The organism is Schumannella sp. GW821-FHT10F01 (genome assembly GCF_058809295.1).
The window spans coordinates 72062-87794 of the sequence record NZ_JBXASM010000010.1; the positions used below are offsets into that span (position 1 = coordinate 72062).

The 15733-nt window shown below is 73.3% G+C and carries 15 protein-coding genes and 1 other RNA gene; 7 read left to right on the top strand and 9 right to left on the bottom strand.

Annotation, left to right across the window (positions count from 1 at the left end):
- Positions 1-171: 171 nt before the first annotated feature.
- Together AC1RSJ_RS12460 and AC1RSJ_RS12465 are read right to left on the bottom strand one after the other, a co-directional pair.
- Positions 172-1002 carry an SDR family oxidoreductase gene (locus AC1RSJ_RS12460; protein WP_493118707.1) on the bottom strand — a complete coding sequence of 277 codons (831 nt, stop codon included), beginning with the start codon at positions 1000-1002 and terminating at the stop codon, positions 172-174.
- 219 nt (positions 1003-1221) lie between these two features.
- On the bottom strand, positions 1222-1647 hold the full coding sequence (locus tag AC1RSJ_RS12465; protein ID WP_493118708.1) for a MarR family winged helix-turn-helix transcriptional regulator: 426 nt from the start codon (positions 1645-1647) through the stop codon (positions 1222-1224).
- Between the two features lie 106 nt (positions 1648-1753).
- Here AC1RSJ_RS12465 and ftsE point away from each other — a divergent pair, with 106 nt between their 5' ends.
- The 3 genes from ftsE (at position 1754) to smpB (ending at position 4246) form a co-directional block, all read left to right on the top strand.
- Entirely contained in the window at positions 1754-2782 is a 1029-nt protein-coding gene (gene ftsE, locus AC1RSJ_RS12470; RefSeq protein ID WP_493118709.1) for a cell division ATP-binding protein FtsE, read from the top strand.
- Entirely contained in the window at positions 2779-3696 is a 918-nt protein-coding gene (gene ftsX, locus AC1RSJ_RS12475) for a permease-like cell division protein FtsX (RefSeq protein ID WP_493118710.1), read from the top strand. The genes ftsE and ftsX overlap by 4 nt, the downstream gene beginning before the upstream one ends.
- 70 nt (positions 3697-3766) lie before the next feature.
- Positions 3767-4246: an SsrA-binding protein SmpB gene (gene smpB / locus AC1RSJ_RS12480; RefSeq protein ID WP_493118711.1), complete on the top strand. Its 480-nt coding sequence runs from the start codon at positions 3767-3769 to the stop codon at positions 4244-4246.
- A 6-nt stretch (positions 4247-4252) separates the two neighbouring features.
- On the opposite strand, the gene AC1RSJ_RS12485 is transcribed toward smpB, so the two are convergent.
- Positions 4253-5320 (bottom strand): LLM class F420-dependent oxidoreductase, encoded by a 1068-nt coding sequence (locus AC1RSJ_RS12485; RefSeq protein ID WP_493118712.1) that lies wholly within the window; start codon positions 5318-5320, stop codon positions 4253-4255.
- Between the two features lie 80 nt (positions 5321-5400).
- On the opposite strand from AC1RSJ_RS12485, the gene AC1RSJ_RS12490 reads away from it, so the two are divergent.
- Entirely contained in the window at positions 5401-6900 is a 1500-nt protein-coding gene (locus AC1RSJ_RS12490; protein ID WP_493118713.1) for an MFS transporter, read from the top strand.
- 70 nt (positions 6901-6970) lie between these two features.
- Here the strand turns inward: AC1RSJ_RS12490 and AC1RSJ_RS12495 are convergent, their stop codons facing one another.
- Positions 6971-7633, bottom strand: coding sequence for an SIMPL domain-containing protein (locus AC1RSJ_RS12495; RefSeq protein ID WP_493118714.1), 663 nt, complete (start codon positions 7631-7633; stop codon positions 6971-6973).
- Between the two features lie 135 nt (positions 7634-7768).
- Between AC1RSJ_RS12495 and msuE the strand changes: the two genes are divergently transcribed.
- Both msuE and ssrA read left to right on the top strand, forming a co-directional pair.
- Positions 7769-8359 (top strand): FMN reductase, encoded by a 591-nt coding sequence (gene msuE / locus AC1RSJ_RS12500; RefSeq protein WP_493118715.1) that lies wholly within the window; start codon positions 7769-7771, stop codon positions 8357-8359.
- A gap of 125 nt (positions 8360-8484) precedes the next feature.
- Positions 8485-8854: a transfer-messenger RNA gene (ssrA, locus tag AC1RSJ_RS12505) on the top strand.
- Positions 8855-8914: 60 nt separating this feature from the next.
- On the opposite strand, the gene AC1RSJ_RS12510 is transcribed toward ssrA, so the two are convergent.
- On the bottom strand, positions 8915-9424 hold the full coding sequence (locus AC1RSJ_RS12510; RefSeq protein ID WP_493118716.1) for a septum formation family protein: 510 nt from the start codon (positions 9422-9424) through the stop codon (positions 8915-8917).
- Positions 9425-9561: 137 nt separating this feature from the next.
- On the opposite strand from AC1RSJ_RS12510, the gene AC1RSJ_RS12515 reads away from it, so the two are divergent.
- Positions 9562-10173 (top strand): CYTH domain-containing protein, encoded by a 612-nt coding sequence (locus tag AC1RSJ_RS12515; RefSeq protein ID WP_493118717.1) that lies wholly within the window; start codon positions 9562-9564, stop codon positions 10171-10173.
- 72 nt (positions 10174-10245) lie between these two features.
- Here the strand turns inward: AC1RSJ_RS12515 and AC1RSJ_RS12520 are convergent, their stop codons facing one another.
- From AC1RSJ_RS12520 to rsgA, 4 genes are all read right to left on the bottom strand, one after another.
- The gene (locus AC1RSJ_RS12520; RefSeq protein WP_493118718.1) at positions 10246-11520 is read right to left on the bottom strand and encodes a glycosyltransferase; all 1275 of its coding nucleotides are present in this window, start codon (positions 11518-11520) and stop codon (positions 10246-10248) included.
- 66 nt (positions 11521-11586) lie between these two features.
- Positions 11587-13788, bottom strand: coding sequence for a glycoside hydrolase domain-containing protein (locus tag AC1RSJ_RS12525; RefSeq protein ID WP_493118719.1), 2202 nt, complete (start codon positions 13786-13788; stop codon positions 11587-11589).
- A gap of 98 nt (positions 13789-13886) precedes the next feature.
- Positions 13887-14705: an inositol monophosphatase family protein gene (locus tag AC1RSJ_RS12530; RefSeq protein WP_493118720.1), complete on the bottom strand. Its 819-nt coding sequence runs from the start codon at positions 14703-14705 to the stop codon at positions 13887-13889.
- Positions 14702-15730 carry a ribosome small subunit-dependent GTPase A gene (gene rsgA / locus AC1RSJ_RS12535; RefSeq protein ID WP_493118721.1) on the bottom strand — a complete coding sequence of 343 codons (1029 nt, stop codon included), beginning with the start codon at positions 15728-15730 and terminating at the stop codon, positions 14702-14704. Before rsgA ends, AC1RSJ_RS12530 begins: the two co-directional genes overlap by 4 nt.
- Positions 15731-15733 lie beyond the last annotated feature (3 nt).

Below are 15733 nucleotides of genomic sequence, written 5' to 3' on the forward strand. Positions count from 1 at the left end.
GCCCGTCGGGGCGTCAGTTCGGCGGCTAGGCCGGCTTGCCCCCGCGTCCTCCGGACTCGTCCGTTCCGCAGGACGCCGCGTTCCGCAGGACGCCACGGTTCTGCAGGACTTCGCGGCCCGTCATCGCGTGAACGGGCCGCGAAGCTCCTGCAGAACGGCGAGGCGGTCCGGTCAGTCGCGCGTGCCGCCGGCGGCGACGGACACCGCGTCCCACTGCTCCCACTCCGCGATGCGGCTCGCGTAGTCCGCCTTCGCCATGTCGAGCGGGTGCGCACCGAGGAAGAGGCGCAGCGGCGGCTCGTCGCTGTCGACCACCGCGAGGATCGCGGCCGAGGTGTCGGACGGGTCGTAGCCGCCCATCCCGCCGCGGGCGCGCTGACGGCGCTCGCGGGCCTCGTCGTAGGCGGCGACCGGCTCCGCGTGCTTCGCGCTCGCGCCGCCCCAGTCGGTGGTGAAGCCGCCGGGCTCGATGATCGTGACCGCGATCCCGAACTCGGCGACCTCCTGGGCGAGCGCCTGCGAGAAGCCCTCGAGCGCCCACTTCGAGGCGTTGTAGATGCCGATGTTCGCGAACGCGCTGATGCCGCCGATCGACGACACCTGCAGGATGTGCCCCGAGCCCTGCGCGCGCAGGATCGGCAGCGCGGCCTGGGTCACCCAGAGGGCGCCGAAGACGTTCGTCTCGAACTGGTCGCGCGCCTCGGCCTCGCTGAGCTCCTCGATCATGCCGAACTGGCCGTAGCCCGCGTTGTTGACGACGACGTCGAGTCGCCCGAAATGCTCGGCGGCCTGCTGCACGGCGGCGAAGTCCGCGGCGCGGTCGGCGACGTCGAGGCGGATGGGGAGGAAGGCGTCGCCGTACTGCTCGACGAGCGGCTGGACGCTGGCGAGGTCGCGGGCGGTGCCGGCGACGCGCTCGCCGCGGGCGAGCGCGGCCTCCGCCCACTCTCGGCCGAAGCCGCGGGACGTTCCGGTGATGAACCAGGTTCGGGGGTCTGTCATGGTCGCGACGCTACGACCGCGGGGGAGCGGTGCGCCGGTCCGGAGCGGATCGCACAGCGTTCCTTCAGAAAACGGAGGCCGCCTCCGTTCACCGCCTCGGCGTTTCGCACAGACGTTGGCGAAAACCAGGGCCGGACGCGAAAACCAGGACGGGGCGCGAAACGCGGACCGCGCATGGACCGCGCGCGAGACCGCCGTCCGCGCCCAGGGGCGCGACCCTCAGTCCTCCGGCGGCTGCGGCAGCGAGACCGTCTCGGCCAGGAGCGCGGAGGCGAGGTCGCCGCCGTCCTCGCCGGTGAAGAGCTCGTCGTCGAGGCGCGCGAGGGCGGTGTCGATCGCGCTGAGCGCCCGTCCACCGCGCTCGGTGGCGGAGAGCAGCGGCGCGTGCCCGCCGGCCGGCACGACCTCGCGCACGAGCCCGTGCTCGACGAGTGCGCGCACGAGGGTCCGCACGCCGTGGATGTCGACGCCGGCCCGGCGAGCGAGCTCGCCATGCGAGACCCCCGGGGTCGCCGCGATGGCGCGCAGCACGTCGTGCTTGCGCACCGTGAGGCCGTGCGGGTCGAACGCGCGCGCCAGCTCGAGCTCGGCGCGGCGGGCTCGGCGCAACAGGGCCAGGGTCGGGCTCGGGCGGGCGTCGGTCACCCGCCGATTCTGCCAGCGCGTGCCCCGGACGGGGACCCTGCGAGTCCCGGCGCGCGGGGGTGTCGCGCCCGGGATCCCCGGATCCCGCGCCTAGCCTGGTCGAGCCATGATCCGCTTCGACTCGGTCACCAAGACCTACCGCGGCACCCAGCGTCCCGCCCTCGACGGCATCGACCTCGAGATCCTCAAGGGGGAGTTCGTCTTCCTCGTCGGCCAGTCCGGCTCCGGGAAGTCCAGCTTCCTCCGCCTGGTCCTGAAGGAGGACAAGCCGACGCAGGGCCGCATCCACGTGCTCGGCCAGACCCTCAACACGCTCTCGTCGCGCAAGGTGCCGTACTTCCGGCGCAACCTCGGCGTCGTGTTCCAGGACTTCCGTCTGCTCAACAACAAGACGGTCTACGACAACGTCGCCTTCACCCTCCAGGTGATCGGCAAGAGCAAGGGCTTCATCCAGGAGGCCGTGCCCGACGTGCTGAAGCTGGTCGGCCTGGCCGGCAAGCAGCACCGGATGCCGCACGAGCTCTCCGGCGGCGAGCAGCAGCGCGTCGCCATCGCCCGCGCCGTCGTCAACAAGCCCGCCGTGCTGCTCGCGGACGAGCCGACCGGCAACCTCGACCCCGCCACGAGCGCCGGCATCATGGCGCTGCTGTCGGCGATCAACGCGAACGGCACGACCGTGGTCATGGCCACGCACGACGCCGGGATCGTCGACCAGATGCAGCGCCGCGTGATCGAGCTGGTCTCCGGCCGCATCGTGCGCGACGAGCGCGGCGGCGGCTACCAGACCTCCGCGATCCCGATCCAGGCGGCCGAGCAGGTGCTCGAGCAGAGCGGACGCGTCGTCGAGGAGCCCGCCGAGCTGCGCCCGACGCCCGTCCGCACCCAGCCGGTGCGCACACCGGCGGCCTCCGCAGCCCGCGACGAGGCCGCGGCATCGGCGCCCGCCGCGGCCGCGCCCGCGGCAGCGGCATCCGCGCCCGCAGCCCCCGCCACAGCCGCACCGGCCGCGCCCGCCGCATCCGCCCCCGAGCCGGAGGCCCCGCGTACCGCGGCGGCCGCGCTCGCCGACGCGGTGAGCCGGGCGACGACGTCGCTGCCGGTCGTGCGCGGACGCGACGGGGAGGACGGACGATGAGGCTCGGACTGGTCCTGGCCGAGGTCGGGCAGGGGCTCCGCCGCAACTTCTCGATGGTCGTCTCCGTCGTGCTGGTGACGTTCATCTCGCTGACCTTCGTCGGCGCCGCGATGCTCATGCAGCTGCAGATCACGCAGATGAAGGGCTACTGGTACGACCGTGCGCAGGTGGCCGTCTACCTCTGCACGAACCTGTCACAGAGCAAGACCTGCGCGGCGACGGAGGCCACGGACGAGCAGATCGCGGCCGTGAAGCAGAAGCTCGACGGCGCGGATCTCAAGGGCTACATCAAGAACGCCGAGTTCGAGAACCACCAGCAGGCGTACGACAAGTTCAAGGAGCAGTTCTCCGACTCGAGCGTCTCGTCGCTCGTGACGCCGGACCTGCTGCCGCAGACGTTCTGGATCAACCTCAAGGACCCGGACCGCTCGGCCGTGATCAGCGAGTCGCTGGCTGGGCAGCCCGGCGTCGACGAGGTGGTCGATCAGCGCTCGTACCTGCAGCCGATCTTCGACGCCCTCAACGCCGCGAGCTACACGGCGATCGGCATCGCCGTGCTCATGCTCGTGGCCGCCGTGCTGCTCATCGCCACGACGATCCGCCTCAGCGCGTTCTCCCGACGGCGGGAGCTCGGCATCATGCGGCTCGTCGGCGCGTCGAACCGGTTCATCGAGACGCCGTTCGTGATCGAGGGGGTGATCGCCTCGCTCATCGGATCGGTGCTGGCCGGCACCGCCGTCTGGGTGCTGGTCCGCTTCTTCGTGCGTGGCTACCTCGCCGAGACCCTGCCGCTCGGCACGTCGCTCATCGGCACGCGCGACGCGCTGCTGGTGATCCCCGTGCTGGTCGTGATGGGGGCGGTCCTGGCCGCGCTCTCGGCGAGCTTCGCCATCCGCCGCTACCTCAAGGTCTGACCTGGGCTAGTCTGGTGGGCTGCGTCCGATCGCCGGGCGCTCGGTCAGCCGCGGTTCGAGGGAGGCGCACATGCCCAAGGAGCAGGGTCAGCGCGTGGTCGCGTCGAACCGGCGCGCGCGCCACGACTACACGATCGAGGACACCTACGAGGCCGGCCTGGTGCTGACCGGCACGGAGGTGAAGTCGCTGCGCGAGGGACGCGCGTCGCTCGTCGACGGCTACGCGTTCATCGACGACCGCGACGAGATGTGGCTCGACGCCGTGCACATCCCCGAGTGGGGCAGCGGCTCGTGGACGAACCACGCGACGCGCCGCAAGCGCAAGCTGCTGCTGCACCGCGCCCAGATCGTGAAGATCAGCCACAAGACCAAGCAGGGCGGCTACACGCTCGTGCCGCTCTCGATCTACTTCAGCGAGGGCCGGGCGAAGGTGGAGCTCGCGGTCGCGAAGGGCAAGCGGGAGTACGACAAGCGCCAGGCGCTCCGCGAGCGGCAGGACCGCCGCGAGGCCGAGCGCGCCATGTCGACGCGCTCGCACATCGGCGAGTAGCCGCGCTCAGGCGTCGAGCAGGCGCCGCACGACCCCGAGGTGGTCGAGTCGCTCGGCACGGGTCGCGGCCAGCGGCTCCACCAGCAGCGTGGTGACGCCGGCCGCGCGGTAGGCCGCGATCCGCTCGGCGACGTGCGCCTCCGAGCCGATGAGCGCCGTGCCGTGCACGAAGTCGTCCGGCAGCGCCGCCGCGGCCTCCTCCTTGCGCCCGGTCAGGTAGAGCTCCTGCACGGTCTCGGCGGCGTCGCCCGCGCCGTAGCGCACCGCGAGGTCGTTGTAGAAGTTCGCGCCGCGCGCGCCCATGCCGCCGACGTACAGCGCGAGGTGCGCGCGGTGGCGGGCGAGCGCCTGCTCGGCGTCGCCGTCGAGCAGGAGCGGTGCTGAGGCCTGCACGTCGAGCGGGCCGAGCTCCGGCGCGCGGCGCTCGAGCCCGGCGGCGAGGGCGTCGCCCCAGGCGTCGGCCGCGCGCTCGGGCCAGTAGAACAGCGGGATCCAGCCCTCGGCGAGCTCCGCGGCCTGCGCGACCGCCTTCGGAGCCAGCGCGGCGACGGCGATCGGGATGCGCTCGCGCCGGGGGCGGGTGATGATCTTCAGCGGCTTGCCGAGACCGGTGCCGACGTCGGCCGGCAGCGGGATGCGGAACTCGGTGCCGTCGTGCACGAGAGGCTCGCGCCGCCAGACCTGGCGGCAGATCTCGATGGTCTCGCGCATGGCCGCGAGGGGGCGGCGGTAGGGCACCCCGTGGAAGCCCTCGATCACCTGCGGACCGGAGGCGCCGAGGCCGAGCTCGAACCGCCCGCGGGAGACGTCGTCGAGCCCGACGGCGGTCATCGCGAGCAGGGCGGGCGTGCGGCTGTAGAGGGGGAGGATGCCGGCGGCGAGCGTCATCCGCTCGGTCACGGCGGCGAGATAGCCGAGCCGGCTGACGGCGTCGGCCGAGTAGGCCTCGGAGACGGAGACGAGGTCGACGCCGATCCGCTCGGCCTCGACGGCCTCGGCGGCCGCCTCGTGGAGGTCGGCGGAGTACTCGATCGGGATGCCGAGGCGCGTCGCTGCGCCGGGTGCGGAAGCCATGCGTCCACGGTAGCGGCGCCGCTGGGCGCGGGCTGTGTGCTCCCGGCCCTCGCCGCGGGGCGCCTCCTAGGCTGGGAGGGATGACGGAGACGGCGGAGCGCGGCGGCGAGGACCCGACCGAGGCGACCGCACCCGCATCCGACCGGGGAGCGGGCACCGGATCGGGCCGCGACTCCCGCTGGTCGGCGTTCGCCGTCGCGGTGTCGGTAGCGGCCCTCACGATCCTCGACCTGTCGAAGGTCAACGTCGGCCTGCCCTCCATCGAGAAGGCCCTCCACGCGGGCCCGACGGCCCTCCAGCTCACCGTCGCCGGCTACGCGCTCGCGTTCGGCCTCGTGCTCGTGCCGGCCGGCCGCATCGGCGACCTCTACTCGCGACGGGCGATGTTCCTCATCGGCCTCGCGGGGTTCGGCGCGACGAGCCTGCTCTGCGCGCTCGCGCCGAACGCGGAGACGCTCGTGATCGGCCGCGTGCTGCAGGGTGTCGCGGCGGGCATCCAGATGCCGCAGGTGCTCGGCCTCGTGCAGCAGCTGTTCACCGGCTCGGAGCGCGGACGGGCCTTCGGCCTGTTCGGCGCGATCATCGGCCTCTCGACCGCGTTCGGCCCGACCCTCGGCGGGCTGCTCATCGCGGTCGGTGGGCCGACGGACGGCTGGCGGCTGCTGTTCTGGATGAACGTGCCGCTCGCGGCGATCCTCTGGGTGATCGCGTTCCGTCTGCTGCCCCGAGGGCAGCGGCGCGAGCGCGGTTCGGCCTCGCTCGATCCGATCGGCATCCTGCTGCTCGCGCTGTCGGTGCTCGCGCTCATGCTCCCGTTCGTGCTGACCACGGGCCGCGGCGATCCGCCGCAGCGCTGGTTCGCGCTGCTCGCGTTCGCGGGGCTGTTCGCGCTCTTCGTAGTGTGGGAGCGCCGCTACCGCGCCCGCGGCCGGACGCCGGTGGTCGACTTCCAGCTGCTGCGCGACGGCGGCTTCCGCAACGGCGCGCTCGTCGCGACCGTCTACTTCGCGGCGCTCCCGGCGACGTTCCTGTGCCAGACGCTGTTCCTGCAGGAGGGGCTCGGGCTCGAGCCGGTGTTCGCCGGGATGGTCACGATCCCGTTCGCGCTCTCGAGCGCCTTCTCGGCGTGGTGGAGCGGGCGGCTCGTCGGCCGCCTCGGCCGGCCGCTCGTCATCGGCGGCCTGGTCGTCGTGACGGCCGGGCTGGGCCTCAACCTGCTGCTGGCGGAGATCCTCCCGGCCGAGGCGGCGCCGTACGGCATGGCGGCCGCGATGCTGTTCGCGGGCTTCGGCGCCGGCGCGGTCATCTCGCCGAACCAGACCCTGACCCTCGCGGACGTGCCGGTGGAGGAGGGCGGCGTCGCCGGCTCGATCGCCCAGCTCGGCCAGCGCGTCGGCACCGCGATCGGCCTGTCCGCCGCGACCGCGGCGTTCTACGCCGTGGTCGCCTCGACGTCCGATCCCGGGCTCACCGAGTTCCACGACGCGTTCCGCGCGGCCGCCGCGGTCGTCGCCGCGTTCCTGCTGCTCGCGATCGGGTTCGCGGTCGCGGACCAGGTCGGGCGGCGCCGCTCGCGCTGATCCGATCCGGTGCCGCTCGGTCCGGCGTGCTCAGCCCGGACAGCGGCGGCTCAGATCGGACCGGCCCGGTTCAGGACGCGACGAAGCGGGCGTCGACCGCGGCGCGGATGCGGATGTCGTCCGGCGTGAACGCCAGCCCGCCGCCCGACGGGCTCGCGGCCATCGCGAACCGGGGAGCGGGGTCGCCGCCCGGGGCGCCGGGGTCGCCGAGCATCCCCGGATCGGCGATCGCGATCGCCCTGACGGAGGTGAGCCCGATGCTGTGGGCGTAGACCGTGGCCTTGTCGACCGCGTCGCGCACCGCGCGGGAGCGCACCTCCGCCGTGATCGACGTGCGCGTGGCGTCGGTCAGCTCCCAGGCGATGCCCTCGACCTGCACGCCCTCGCGCGAGGCGACCCGATCGATCCAGGCGGCCAGCTCGTCGAAGTCGGCGAAGCGAACCCGCACGCCCACGCTGGCGTGGTGCACGGGTGGGAGACGGCGGCCGCGGTCGTCGACCGGCTGCTCGGTCCAGACGGAGATGCGGTCGGACGACCAGGAGACGATGGGGCCGGCCGCGGCATCGAGGTGCTCGGCGACGTCGACGCCGATCTCGGTGGCGGCGGCGCCGACGACGGCGACCAGCTCCGCCCGCTCCGGCCCGTCGCCGGTGACCGAGAGCGTCGCGGTCGCGCGCTCCGGCGGCACGCGGGTCTCGTGGTCGCCTCGGACGGTGATCACGGTGTCGGCCACGGCGCGACCGTAGCGCGGCGCACCGAGTGCTGTCGAGATGCCGGGAGCGGCATGCGGCCTCCTCCCGGCATCCGCGCGGCGTAACCCGGGGTCACGGTGTTTGGACGGTCGGCTCGGGAAGCGCAGGATCGACGCATGACCGATACGCCCCGCCGTCCGCTCCGGGTCGTCGCCGTGAGCGGCAGCCCGACCCGGCCCTCCCGCACGACGGCGCTCGTCTCCGAGGTCGCCGAGCGGCTGGCCCGCGGCATCGAGGGCGAGGTGACGCTGCTCGAGCTCGCGCCGCTGCTGCCGGAGCTCGGCCAGGGGGTGTTCCGCCCGCAGATCGGCGAGGCGGCGCAGCGGGCGCTCGAGACCGTGGAGGCCGCGGACGTGCTCGTGGTCGGCTCGCCGGCCTACCGCGCCACCTACACGGGCCTGTTCAAGCTGTTCTTCGACCACGTCGGCCAGTACGCGCTCATCGACAAGCCGGTCATCCTCACGGCCACCGGCGGCAGCGATCGCCACGCCCTGCTCGTGGAGCACCAGATGCGTCCGCTGTTCGGCTTCTTCCAGGCGCATACGCTCCCGCTCGGCATCTACGCCGGCGAGCCCGACTTCGATGACTACCAGGTCAGCTCCGAGGAGCTCAGCTCGCGCATCGACCTCTCGATCCGCCGCGCGCTCCCGATGATCGCGGCCACGACCTCCGACAGCCTCGAGTTCGCGCGGCCGGACGCGTTCTGACCGGTTCTGTCCTATAGTGGAGGGCTGTCCTCCGGGACGGCTGCCGTCGCAGGACGGCTTGGCAACTCCACAGCGCGTGACATGACCCGCCTCCCGTCCATCAGGACGCGGAGCGCTCGTCGCATGGGGATGATCGGTTTCGACATTGCCTGTTCGACGGCGAGAAGCGGGCCGAGGACGCCGGGTTATCTCGTTAACGCTCCTGGCAATCCATAGGTGCCAATTCCAAGCGCACCGACTTCGCTCTCGCTGCCTAAGCAGAGTCGATAGTCCGTCAGTCCGGGCTCGCCTCCGTCCCGGATCCTGGCGTCATCTAGGAGGCTCGCTGCGATGCTGCGTCTCAGGGCATCGCGGGACTTTCTCTGAGGCTGGGCCCGTCGACCTAGGTGCTCGTGACGAAGGTCGGGGCCGAGCAGAACGCTCTCACGAGCTACGCCCGTAGAAGGCGCAGTCTCTCAGCAGTGGACGGGGGTTCGATTCCCCCCATCTCCACCCAGAGGGTGCTCCGGCACCGGTCGTGTCACGCGCTGCGGAGACCACAGCACTCGGCAGCCGCTACAGCTGCGCGCCCGCGATCGACGTGCTCAGTCGGCTGTAGTCCCACGCGTAGGCGTAGCACGCGACGATGTGGTCGCCGGCGCGCCAGCCGGTCTGGTCGGGCACGTAGTACCAGTAGTCGAGGGTCGACTTCTCGAACTCGAGCTGGTCGTACTGCTCCAGGGCCGTGAGGCAGTGCACACGCGCGTACTTGTCGACCGCGATGTCGCCGGGATAGTCGTCGCCGCCAACCGTGAGCAGTGCGTAGAGCTCGGCGTCGTGGCTGTCGTCGCAGTCGACGACGTCGACGGTGTAGTCGTCGTCGACCTCGCGGTAGCAGTCGCCCACCTGCAGGTAGCCGATCTCCGTGTTGCCGGCCCCGCTGCCGTCGGACGAGGTCGTCGGGTCGGACGGATCCCCGCCCGCGAGCCGGCGGGCGAGGTCGCGGCCGGCATCGCCGATCGCGGTGCAGCCGGCGAGCGAGAGCACGAGCACGCCGGCGACGGCGAGGCGGGCGAGGGTGCGCATAGCGGCCTCCGGTTCGGGCAGGAGAGCTGGGGTCGGCTCAGCATAGAATCGGCGTCCGCCGGGCGGAAGGTGCGACCCGCCTCCATTCCGGGGGGATCGGGTTGCGGTGCGCGGCCCCGGACCGGGAGCCTGGACGGATGCCATCCGCCATCGAGATCGAGCGCAAGTACGACGTCGACGACGCGGCGGTGATCGCGACGCCGGACTGGCTGGACGCGGACGCCCCCGAGACCGTGGAGCTCGCGGCCGTCTACCTCGACACCGCGGATGGGGCGTTGGCGCGGTCGGCGATCGCGCTGCGGCGGCGCACCGGCGGGCACGACGCCGGCTGGCATCTGAAGCTGCCGGCGCGGCTCGGCCGCGAGGAGGTCACGGCGCCGCTGTCGGACTCCGTCCCCGCCGAGCTCCTCGACCGGGTCCGGGCGATCATCGGCGGGGCCCCGCTGACCGAGCTCGCCCGGCTCGAGACCCGCCGCACGATCACGGTGCTCCGCGACGGCACGGGCGCGGCGCTCGTCGAGCTCGCCGATGACCGGGTGCGGGCGTCGGACGTGCGCGGCGGGGTCGTCCGCTCCTGGCGGGAGTGGGAGGCGGAGCTGCTGCCCGGCGCCCCCGACGACGAGCGGGAGGCGGCGGCGCTGCTCGACGGCGTCGAGGCGGCGCTGCTCGCCGCCGGCGCGGTCGTGTCCCCGTCCGGATCGAAGCTGGCGCGCGCGCTCGGTGCGGACTCGCTCGGCACGGTCGGCTGAGCTCCGGCGCGCCCGCTCGAGCCCCGGCGCGGCCCGAGCACCGACCGGCGGCGGCGCAGTCCCGTGCGGGCCTCAGCGGGCGCCGACCACCTCGCCGAGGCGCTCGAACATGCGGTCGAAGACCGCCTCGCGATCGAACTGCAACGCGAAGTCGCGCGCCGCAGCGGCCGAGGCCGCCCGCTCGGCCGGCGACAGCGAGAGGGCCCGGTCGAGCGCCGCGGTGATGGCCGCCGGCTCGTCGACCGGCACGATCAGCGCGTGCTCGCCGACCGCCTCGCCGATGCCGCCCGTCAGGGTGGTGATGACGGGACCGCCGCCGGCGAGCATCTTCTCGGCGAGCGCGATGCCGAAGGTCTCCACGAACTCCGGTCGCGGCTTCGACGGCAGCGCGTAGGCGGCGCAGCCGGCCATCAGCGCGGGCTTCTCCGCGTCGCCGACGTCGTCGAGGAAGCGGATGCGGTCCGCCGCCTCCGACGTGGCGGCGTACGCCCGGAGGTTCTCGGCCTCCGGTCCGCGCCCGGCGATCACGAGCTGCAGGCCGCGCGCCGCGTGGCTCGCCGCGAAGCCGTCGATGAGGTCGTCGACGCCCTTCGGCTTCGTGAGCCGCGACAGGAACAGCACGTAGCCCTCGCGCTCGAGTCCGCGCGCCGCCATGGCGGCCGCGACGTCGTCGTCCGTCACCTCGACGTAGACGGAGCTGTCGATCGCCGGGTAGGAGACCGCCACGCGCTCCTCGCACTGCGCCGCGAACCGCGTGCCGCGGAGCTCGTCGAGCTCGGCGGCGGCCGACACGATGAGGTCCTTCGTGTACTGCGACACGGCGACGCAGAGGTCCTGGCTCAGGTACGCCGTGAGGATCTGCGCGGCGGCGCCGAAGTCGCCGCGCTCGACGCACGAGCGCACCACGTTCGTGACGTCCGATCCGACCGCCTCCGCGATCGTCGTGACGTCGACGGGCAGGCCGGTGCCGTGCGCGACCCGGACGGCCTCCGCCACCGCGAGCGTGTGCGGGCTGAGGTAGAGCGACAGGCAGACGGTCGGCACGCCGTCGGTGAAGAGCTCGACGAGACGGCCGATCATGCCGGCGAGGTAGCGGCCGTCGGGGATCTTGTAGTCGCCGACCGGCTCGGGTCGCTCCACCTCGATGCCGGCGGAGTAGGGCAGCACGGTCTCGAGGGGCTTGAGCGGCAGGCCGGTCTCCTCGAGGCGCTCGATCGGCCAGGTGACGATGCGCACCTCGTCGAAGCCGCGCGTGAGCGCCACCTCGGCCAGGTTGCGCGCCTCGACGGAGTGCCCGCAGATCACGGGGTCGGCACGGACGACGATGACGAGTCGGCGGTCGGTCATGGGGATCCTCCGGTGGTGGGACGGCGGTCGGTGGTCGGCAGGGGCGGGTCGGCGGCGGCGGGTCGGTCAGGCGGGATCGGATGCGGACGGCGGGCGGACGTCCGCTCCCCATCCGCTCGGGGCGTCGGCGAGCTCGAACTCGAGCTCCCCGCCGCGGGCGACCTCGGCGGCGGTCAGCCAGGTGCGGTCGAGCGGCACGCCGTCGAGCTCGACGGCGGCGACGTACTGCGGCGTCTCGCCGCGGCCGGGGGAGCGGAACCCGCGGGTGCCGATCCGGAGGCCGTCGTCGCCCAGCCGGAGCATCGAGCCGGGCACCGCGGGCGGACCGAGCAGGAAGAGGCTCTGGCCGGCCACCGGGAACAGGCCGAGGGTCGCCCAGACGTACCAGGAGCTGAGCCCGCCGGAGTCGTCGTTGCCCGGGAGGCCGCCGCGGCCGGTGCCGAACTGCTGGTGCACGGCGGCGGCGACGATCTCGGCGGTGCGGTCCGGGCGGCCGGCCCAGTGGTATGCCCAGGGCGCCTCCATGTCCGGCTCGTTGTTCAGGCCCTCGAAGCGCCCGAGCGCGTAGCCCGCGGCCATCTCCTCGGAGCCCGGGCGGAGGCCGGGCTGCACCACCGGCGGGGCGCCGACGCCGAAGAAGGCGTCGAGCTGCCGGGTGAACGCCTCGTCGCCGCCGGAGAGCCCGACGCGCGCGCGCATGTCGTGCAGCAGGCGGAACGAGTAGTTGTGCTTCGAGCCCTCGTAGAAGTCGCTGTCCTTGAGCAGCCCGGTCGCGGGGTCGAAGGCGTTCGGCCAGCGATCCGCGAGGCCGGTGAGCTCCTCGGCGAGGGCACGGTCGCCGACGTGCCGCGCGACGGCGGCCGTGCACCAGTAGCCGGCCGCGATGTCGAGCGTGTGCGAGACCGGCTGGGCCAGCCCGCGGGTCAGGTAGTCCTCACCGTAGGTGCGCCGCAGATCCGCGGCCATGTGCACGAGTGCCCACTCCCAGTCGATGCCGGGGAGCCCGAGCCGGCAGAGGTCGGCGAGGAAGGTGTGGGCGAGGGCGCTGCCCTGGCGCGAGAAGCGGTCGCTGCCGCGCGCCATCCGGTAGCCGATCGGGAAGTTGCCCTCCTCCTCGCAGATCGTGAGCAGCGCGTTGGCGAGCTCGACCGCGCGCTCCGGGTAGAGCATCGTGAGCAGCGGCAGCTGGGTGCGGTAGATGTCCCACATCGTCGAGATGTCGAACGCGAACGGCCCCGGCGACGGCCAGAACGGGCTCTCGCCGGGCGCGAGGCACGGCTTGATCAGCGAGTGGTACAGCGCCGTGGCAAAGACCGTCTCCTGCTCGGTGAAGTCCGTCTCGATGGCCACCGCGCCGAGGTGCTTGCGCCAGGTCTTCCGGGTGCGGTCGCGACGGATCTCGTACCGCGCGGGCCCGGTGCCCACGTCGTGGTGGAGGTTCTCGCGGGCCGTCTCGGTGTCGCGGAGCGAGAAGCCGATCCGCACCTCGACGGTCTGGCCGGCGCGGCTCGGCCCCGCCCACATGAGGCCGAACGGCCGCAGCGTCGTCGGCCGGATGTGGTCGAAGTCGAGCCGCGTGCCGCCGGGCATGAGCCGGCGGTCGTACCAGAGCATCTGGCGCCAGCCCTCGGCGTCGCACTCGACGTGGATGGAGAGCGGCGCGCCCTCGACGACGACCTGGCCCTGCGCCACACCGGGCGAGAGGGAGGCGAGGTGCGCACGGAGCGGGATGGTCGCCGAATAGGGGATGACGAGCCCGCCGGTCGACAGGTCGATCACGACGCGCGCGTTCGGATGGTCGGGGAACGTGTAGCGGTGCACCGCGCTCTTCGGCCCGACCGTGAGCTCGGCCGCGATGCCCGAGTCGAGCTCCGCGGCGTAGCGGCCCGGCTCGGCCCGCTCGTCGAGCAGGCGCCAGGTGCGCCCGAGCACGTCGAGCGGCTCGATCATCGGCGTCACGCGCACGTAGTTGTAGTACTTGCGGATGGCGCCGGTGCCGGACTGCTGGAAGTGCGTGAACCCGGAGGCGATCGCCTCCTCGTGCAGCTCGGGCGGCAGGCCCTCGGTCGAGAGGTCGTACCGGCCGTAGCCGGTCGGATAGGCGCCGGAGTACGCACAGGCGGAGACCATGCCCATCGGGAAGGTCGCACCGGGATGCGTGTTGCCGACCTGCGGCTTCGGCCACCACCACGTCGCGGCCAGCCCGCTGCGGGCGGGCAGGTCCGTCGCCTCCGTCCCGATGAACGGATCGACCTGCTCGACCTGCATGCAGGCGACGCTAGGGGCGCCGTGTTGCCGCGGTGTTGCGAGCGGATGACGATCCGCCGGGACCTCCGCCCGGGCTCGCCGACGCGATCGTCGCGCGGCTAGCGCGAGACGATGGCGCGGACCGCGGCGTGCAGCGCGCCGTTCGTCGCGAGCAGGCTGCCGGCCGTGAGCGGGTCCTCGCCGTCGACGCCGGTGATCTCGCCGCCGGCCTCGCGCACGATCGGGATCAGCGCTGCCGCGTCCCATGGCTTGAGGTCGAACTCGGCGGCGACGTCGACGACGCCCTCCGCGACGAGCATGTACGACCAGAGGTCGCCGAAGGCGCGGGTGCGCCACACGGCGCGGTTCAGCGCCACGAGCTCGTCGAGGCGCCCGGCCTGGTCCCAGCCCTGCAGCGAGTTGTAGCTGATCGAGGTCTCGGCCAGGTCAGAGGTGCCGCTGACGGCGAGGCGGCGCGGAGCCGCATCCTGCTCCGTGCCGGCGGTGCCGTCCTGCGACATCCACGCGCCGTGTCCGGTGGCGGCCCACCAGCGGCGGCCGAGGGCGGGGGCGCTGACGACGCCGACCTGCGGCACGCCGTCGACGGCGAGCGCGATCAGCGTGCCCCAGATCGGCAGGCCCTTCATGAAGTTCGCCGTGCCGTCGATCGGGTCGATGATCCACTGCCGCCCGGGCGCGCCCGCGGCCTGGTCGGAGCCGAACTCCTCGCCGAGGATGCCGTCGCCGGGCCGGGCGGCGGCCAGCGCGTCCCGGAGCACGCGCTCCACGCGCTGGTCGGCATCGGTCACGTGCGTCCGGTCCGCCTTGAGGCTCACGTCGAGGTCGGCGGCGCGGTAGCGGTCGAGCGAGATGAGGTCGGCTTCGCCGGCCAGGGCCAGGGCGAGGGAGAGGTCGTCGGCCGGGCTGTGGTCGGTCATGACCTCAGGCTAGCGAGCAGGCGGCGCAGGGAGTCGACGCGGTCCGCGGGCAGCCGGCCCTCCTCGACCGCCTCGTCGAGGGCGCAGTCCGGCGCGTCGACGAGGTGGGTGCACCCGCGCGGGCACTCCTCGGCGACGGCGGCGAGGTCGGCGAACCCGGCCAGCACGCTCTCCGGCCGCACGTGCCCGAGCCCGAACGAGCGCACGCCCGGGGTGTCGATGATCCAGCCGCCGCCCGGCAGCCGCAGCGAGACGGTCGACGACGAGGTGTGGCGCCCGCGGCCGGTGACGGCGTTGACGTGCCCGATCGCCCGGTCGGCGCCGGGCACGAGCGCGTTGACGAGCGTCGACTTGCCGACGCCGGAATGGCCGACGGCGACGGTGGTGCGTCCCGCGAGCACGGGCACCAGCTCGTCGAGCGGCGGGTGCTCACGGTCGCTCGTGAAGACCGGGATGTCGAGGCCGGCGAAGTTCGCGAGGAACGGCGCGGGGTCGGCGAGATCCGTCTTCGTCACCACGAGGAGCGGCGCGATGCCGACGTCGTACGCCGCCACGAGGTAGCGGTCGACGAGGCGGGGACGCGGCTCGGGATCCGCGGCGGCGATCACGACCAGCAGCTGGTCGGCGTTGGCCACGACCACACGCTCGACCTCGTCGGAGTCGTCGGCCGAGCGCCGCAGCAGGTTGCGGCGCTCGCGGATGCGCACGATCCGTCCCAGCGTGCCGTCGTCGCCGGTCGTGTCGCCGACGACGTCGACCTGGTCGCCCGACACGATCGCGTCTCGGCGCAGCTCGGAGGCGCGCTTCGTGATCGCCTCGCGCTCGTCCGGCCCGTCCTCGTCGATGAGGACCGTGTACCGGCCGCGGTCGACGCCGATGACCCGGCCGATCGCGGCGTCCGCGTGCTGCGGACGCTGCTTCGTGCGCGGACGGTTGCCCTTCGGGTTCGGGCGCACGTGCACGTCGCGCTCGTCCCAGGCCTCGAAGCCCTCGTCGTCATCGTCGTCGGGCGGGAGCCAGCTCATGCG

Bases quoted from the DNA above. Each gene is read 5' to 3' on its own strand.
- AC1RSJ_RS12460 (WP_493118707.1), bottom strand. From the start codon at position 1,002: ATGACAGACCCCCGAACCTGGTTCATCACCGGAACGTCCCGCGGCTTC.
- ftsE (WP_493118709.1), top strand. From the start codon at position 1,754: ATGATCCGCTTCGACTCGGTCACCAAGACCTACCGCGGCACCCAGCGT.
- ftsX (WP_493118710.1), top strand. From the start codon at position 2,779: ATGAGGCTCGGACTGGTCCTGGCCGAGGTCGGGCAGGGGCTCCGCCGC.
- smpB (WP_493118711.1), top strand. From the start codon at position 3,767: ATGCCCAAGGAGCAGGGTCAGCGCGTGGTCGCGTCGAACCGGCGCGCG.
- AC1RSJ_RS12485 (WP_493118712.1), bottom strand. From the start codon at position 5,320: ATGGCTTCCGCACCCGGCGCAGCGACGCGCCTCGGCATCCCGATCGAG.
- AC1RSJ_RS12490 (WP_493118713.1), top strand. From the start codon at position 5,401: ATGACGGAGACGGCGGAGCGCGGCGGCGAGGACCCGACCGAGGCGACC.
- msuE (WP_493118715.1), top strand. From the start codon at position 7,769: ATGACCGATACGCCCCGCCGTCCGCTCCGGGTCGTCGCCGTGAGCGGC.
- AC1RSJ_RS12510 (WP_493118716.1), bottom strand. From the start codon at position 9,424: ATGCGCACCCTCGCCCGCCTCGCCGTCGCCGGCGTGCTCGTGCTCTCG.
- AC1RSJ_RS12515 (WP_493118717.1), top strand. From the start codon at position 9,562: ATGCCATCCGCCATCGAGATCGAGCGCAAGTACGACGTCGACGACGCG.
- AC1RSJ_RS12520 (WP_493118718.1), bottom strand. From the start codon at position 11,520: ATGACCGACCGCCGACTCGTCATCGTCGTCCGTGCCGACCCCGTGATC.
- AC1RSJ_RS12525 (WP_493118719.1), bottom strand. From the start codon at position 13,788: ATGCAGGTCGAGCAGGTCGATCCGTTCATCGGGACGGAGGCGACGGAC.
- AC1RSJ_RS12530 (WP_493118720.1), bottom strand. From the start codon at position 14,705: ATGACCGACCACAGCCCGGCCGACGACCTCTCCCTCGCCCTGGCCCTG.
- rsgA (WP_493118721.1), bottom strand. From the start codon at position 15,730: ATGAGCTGGCTCCCGCCCGACGACGATGACGACGAGGGCTTCGAGGCC.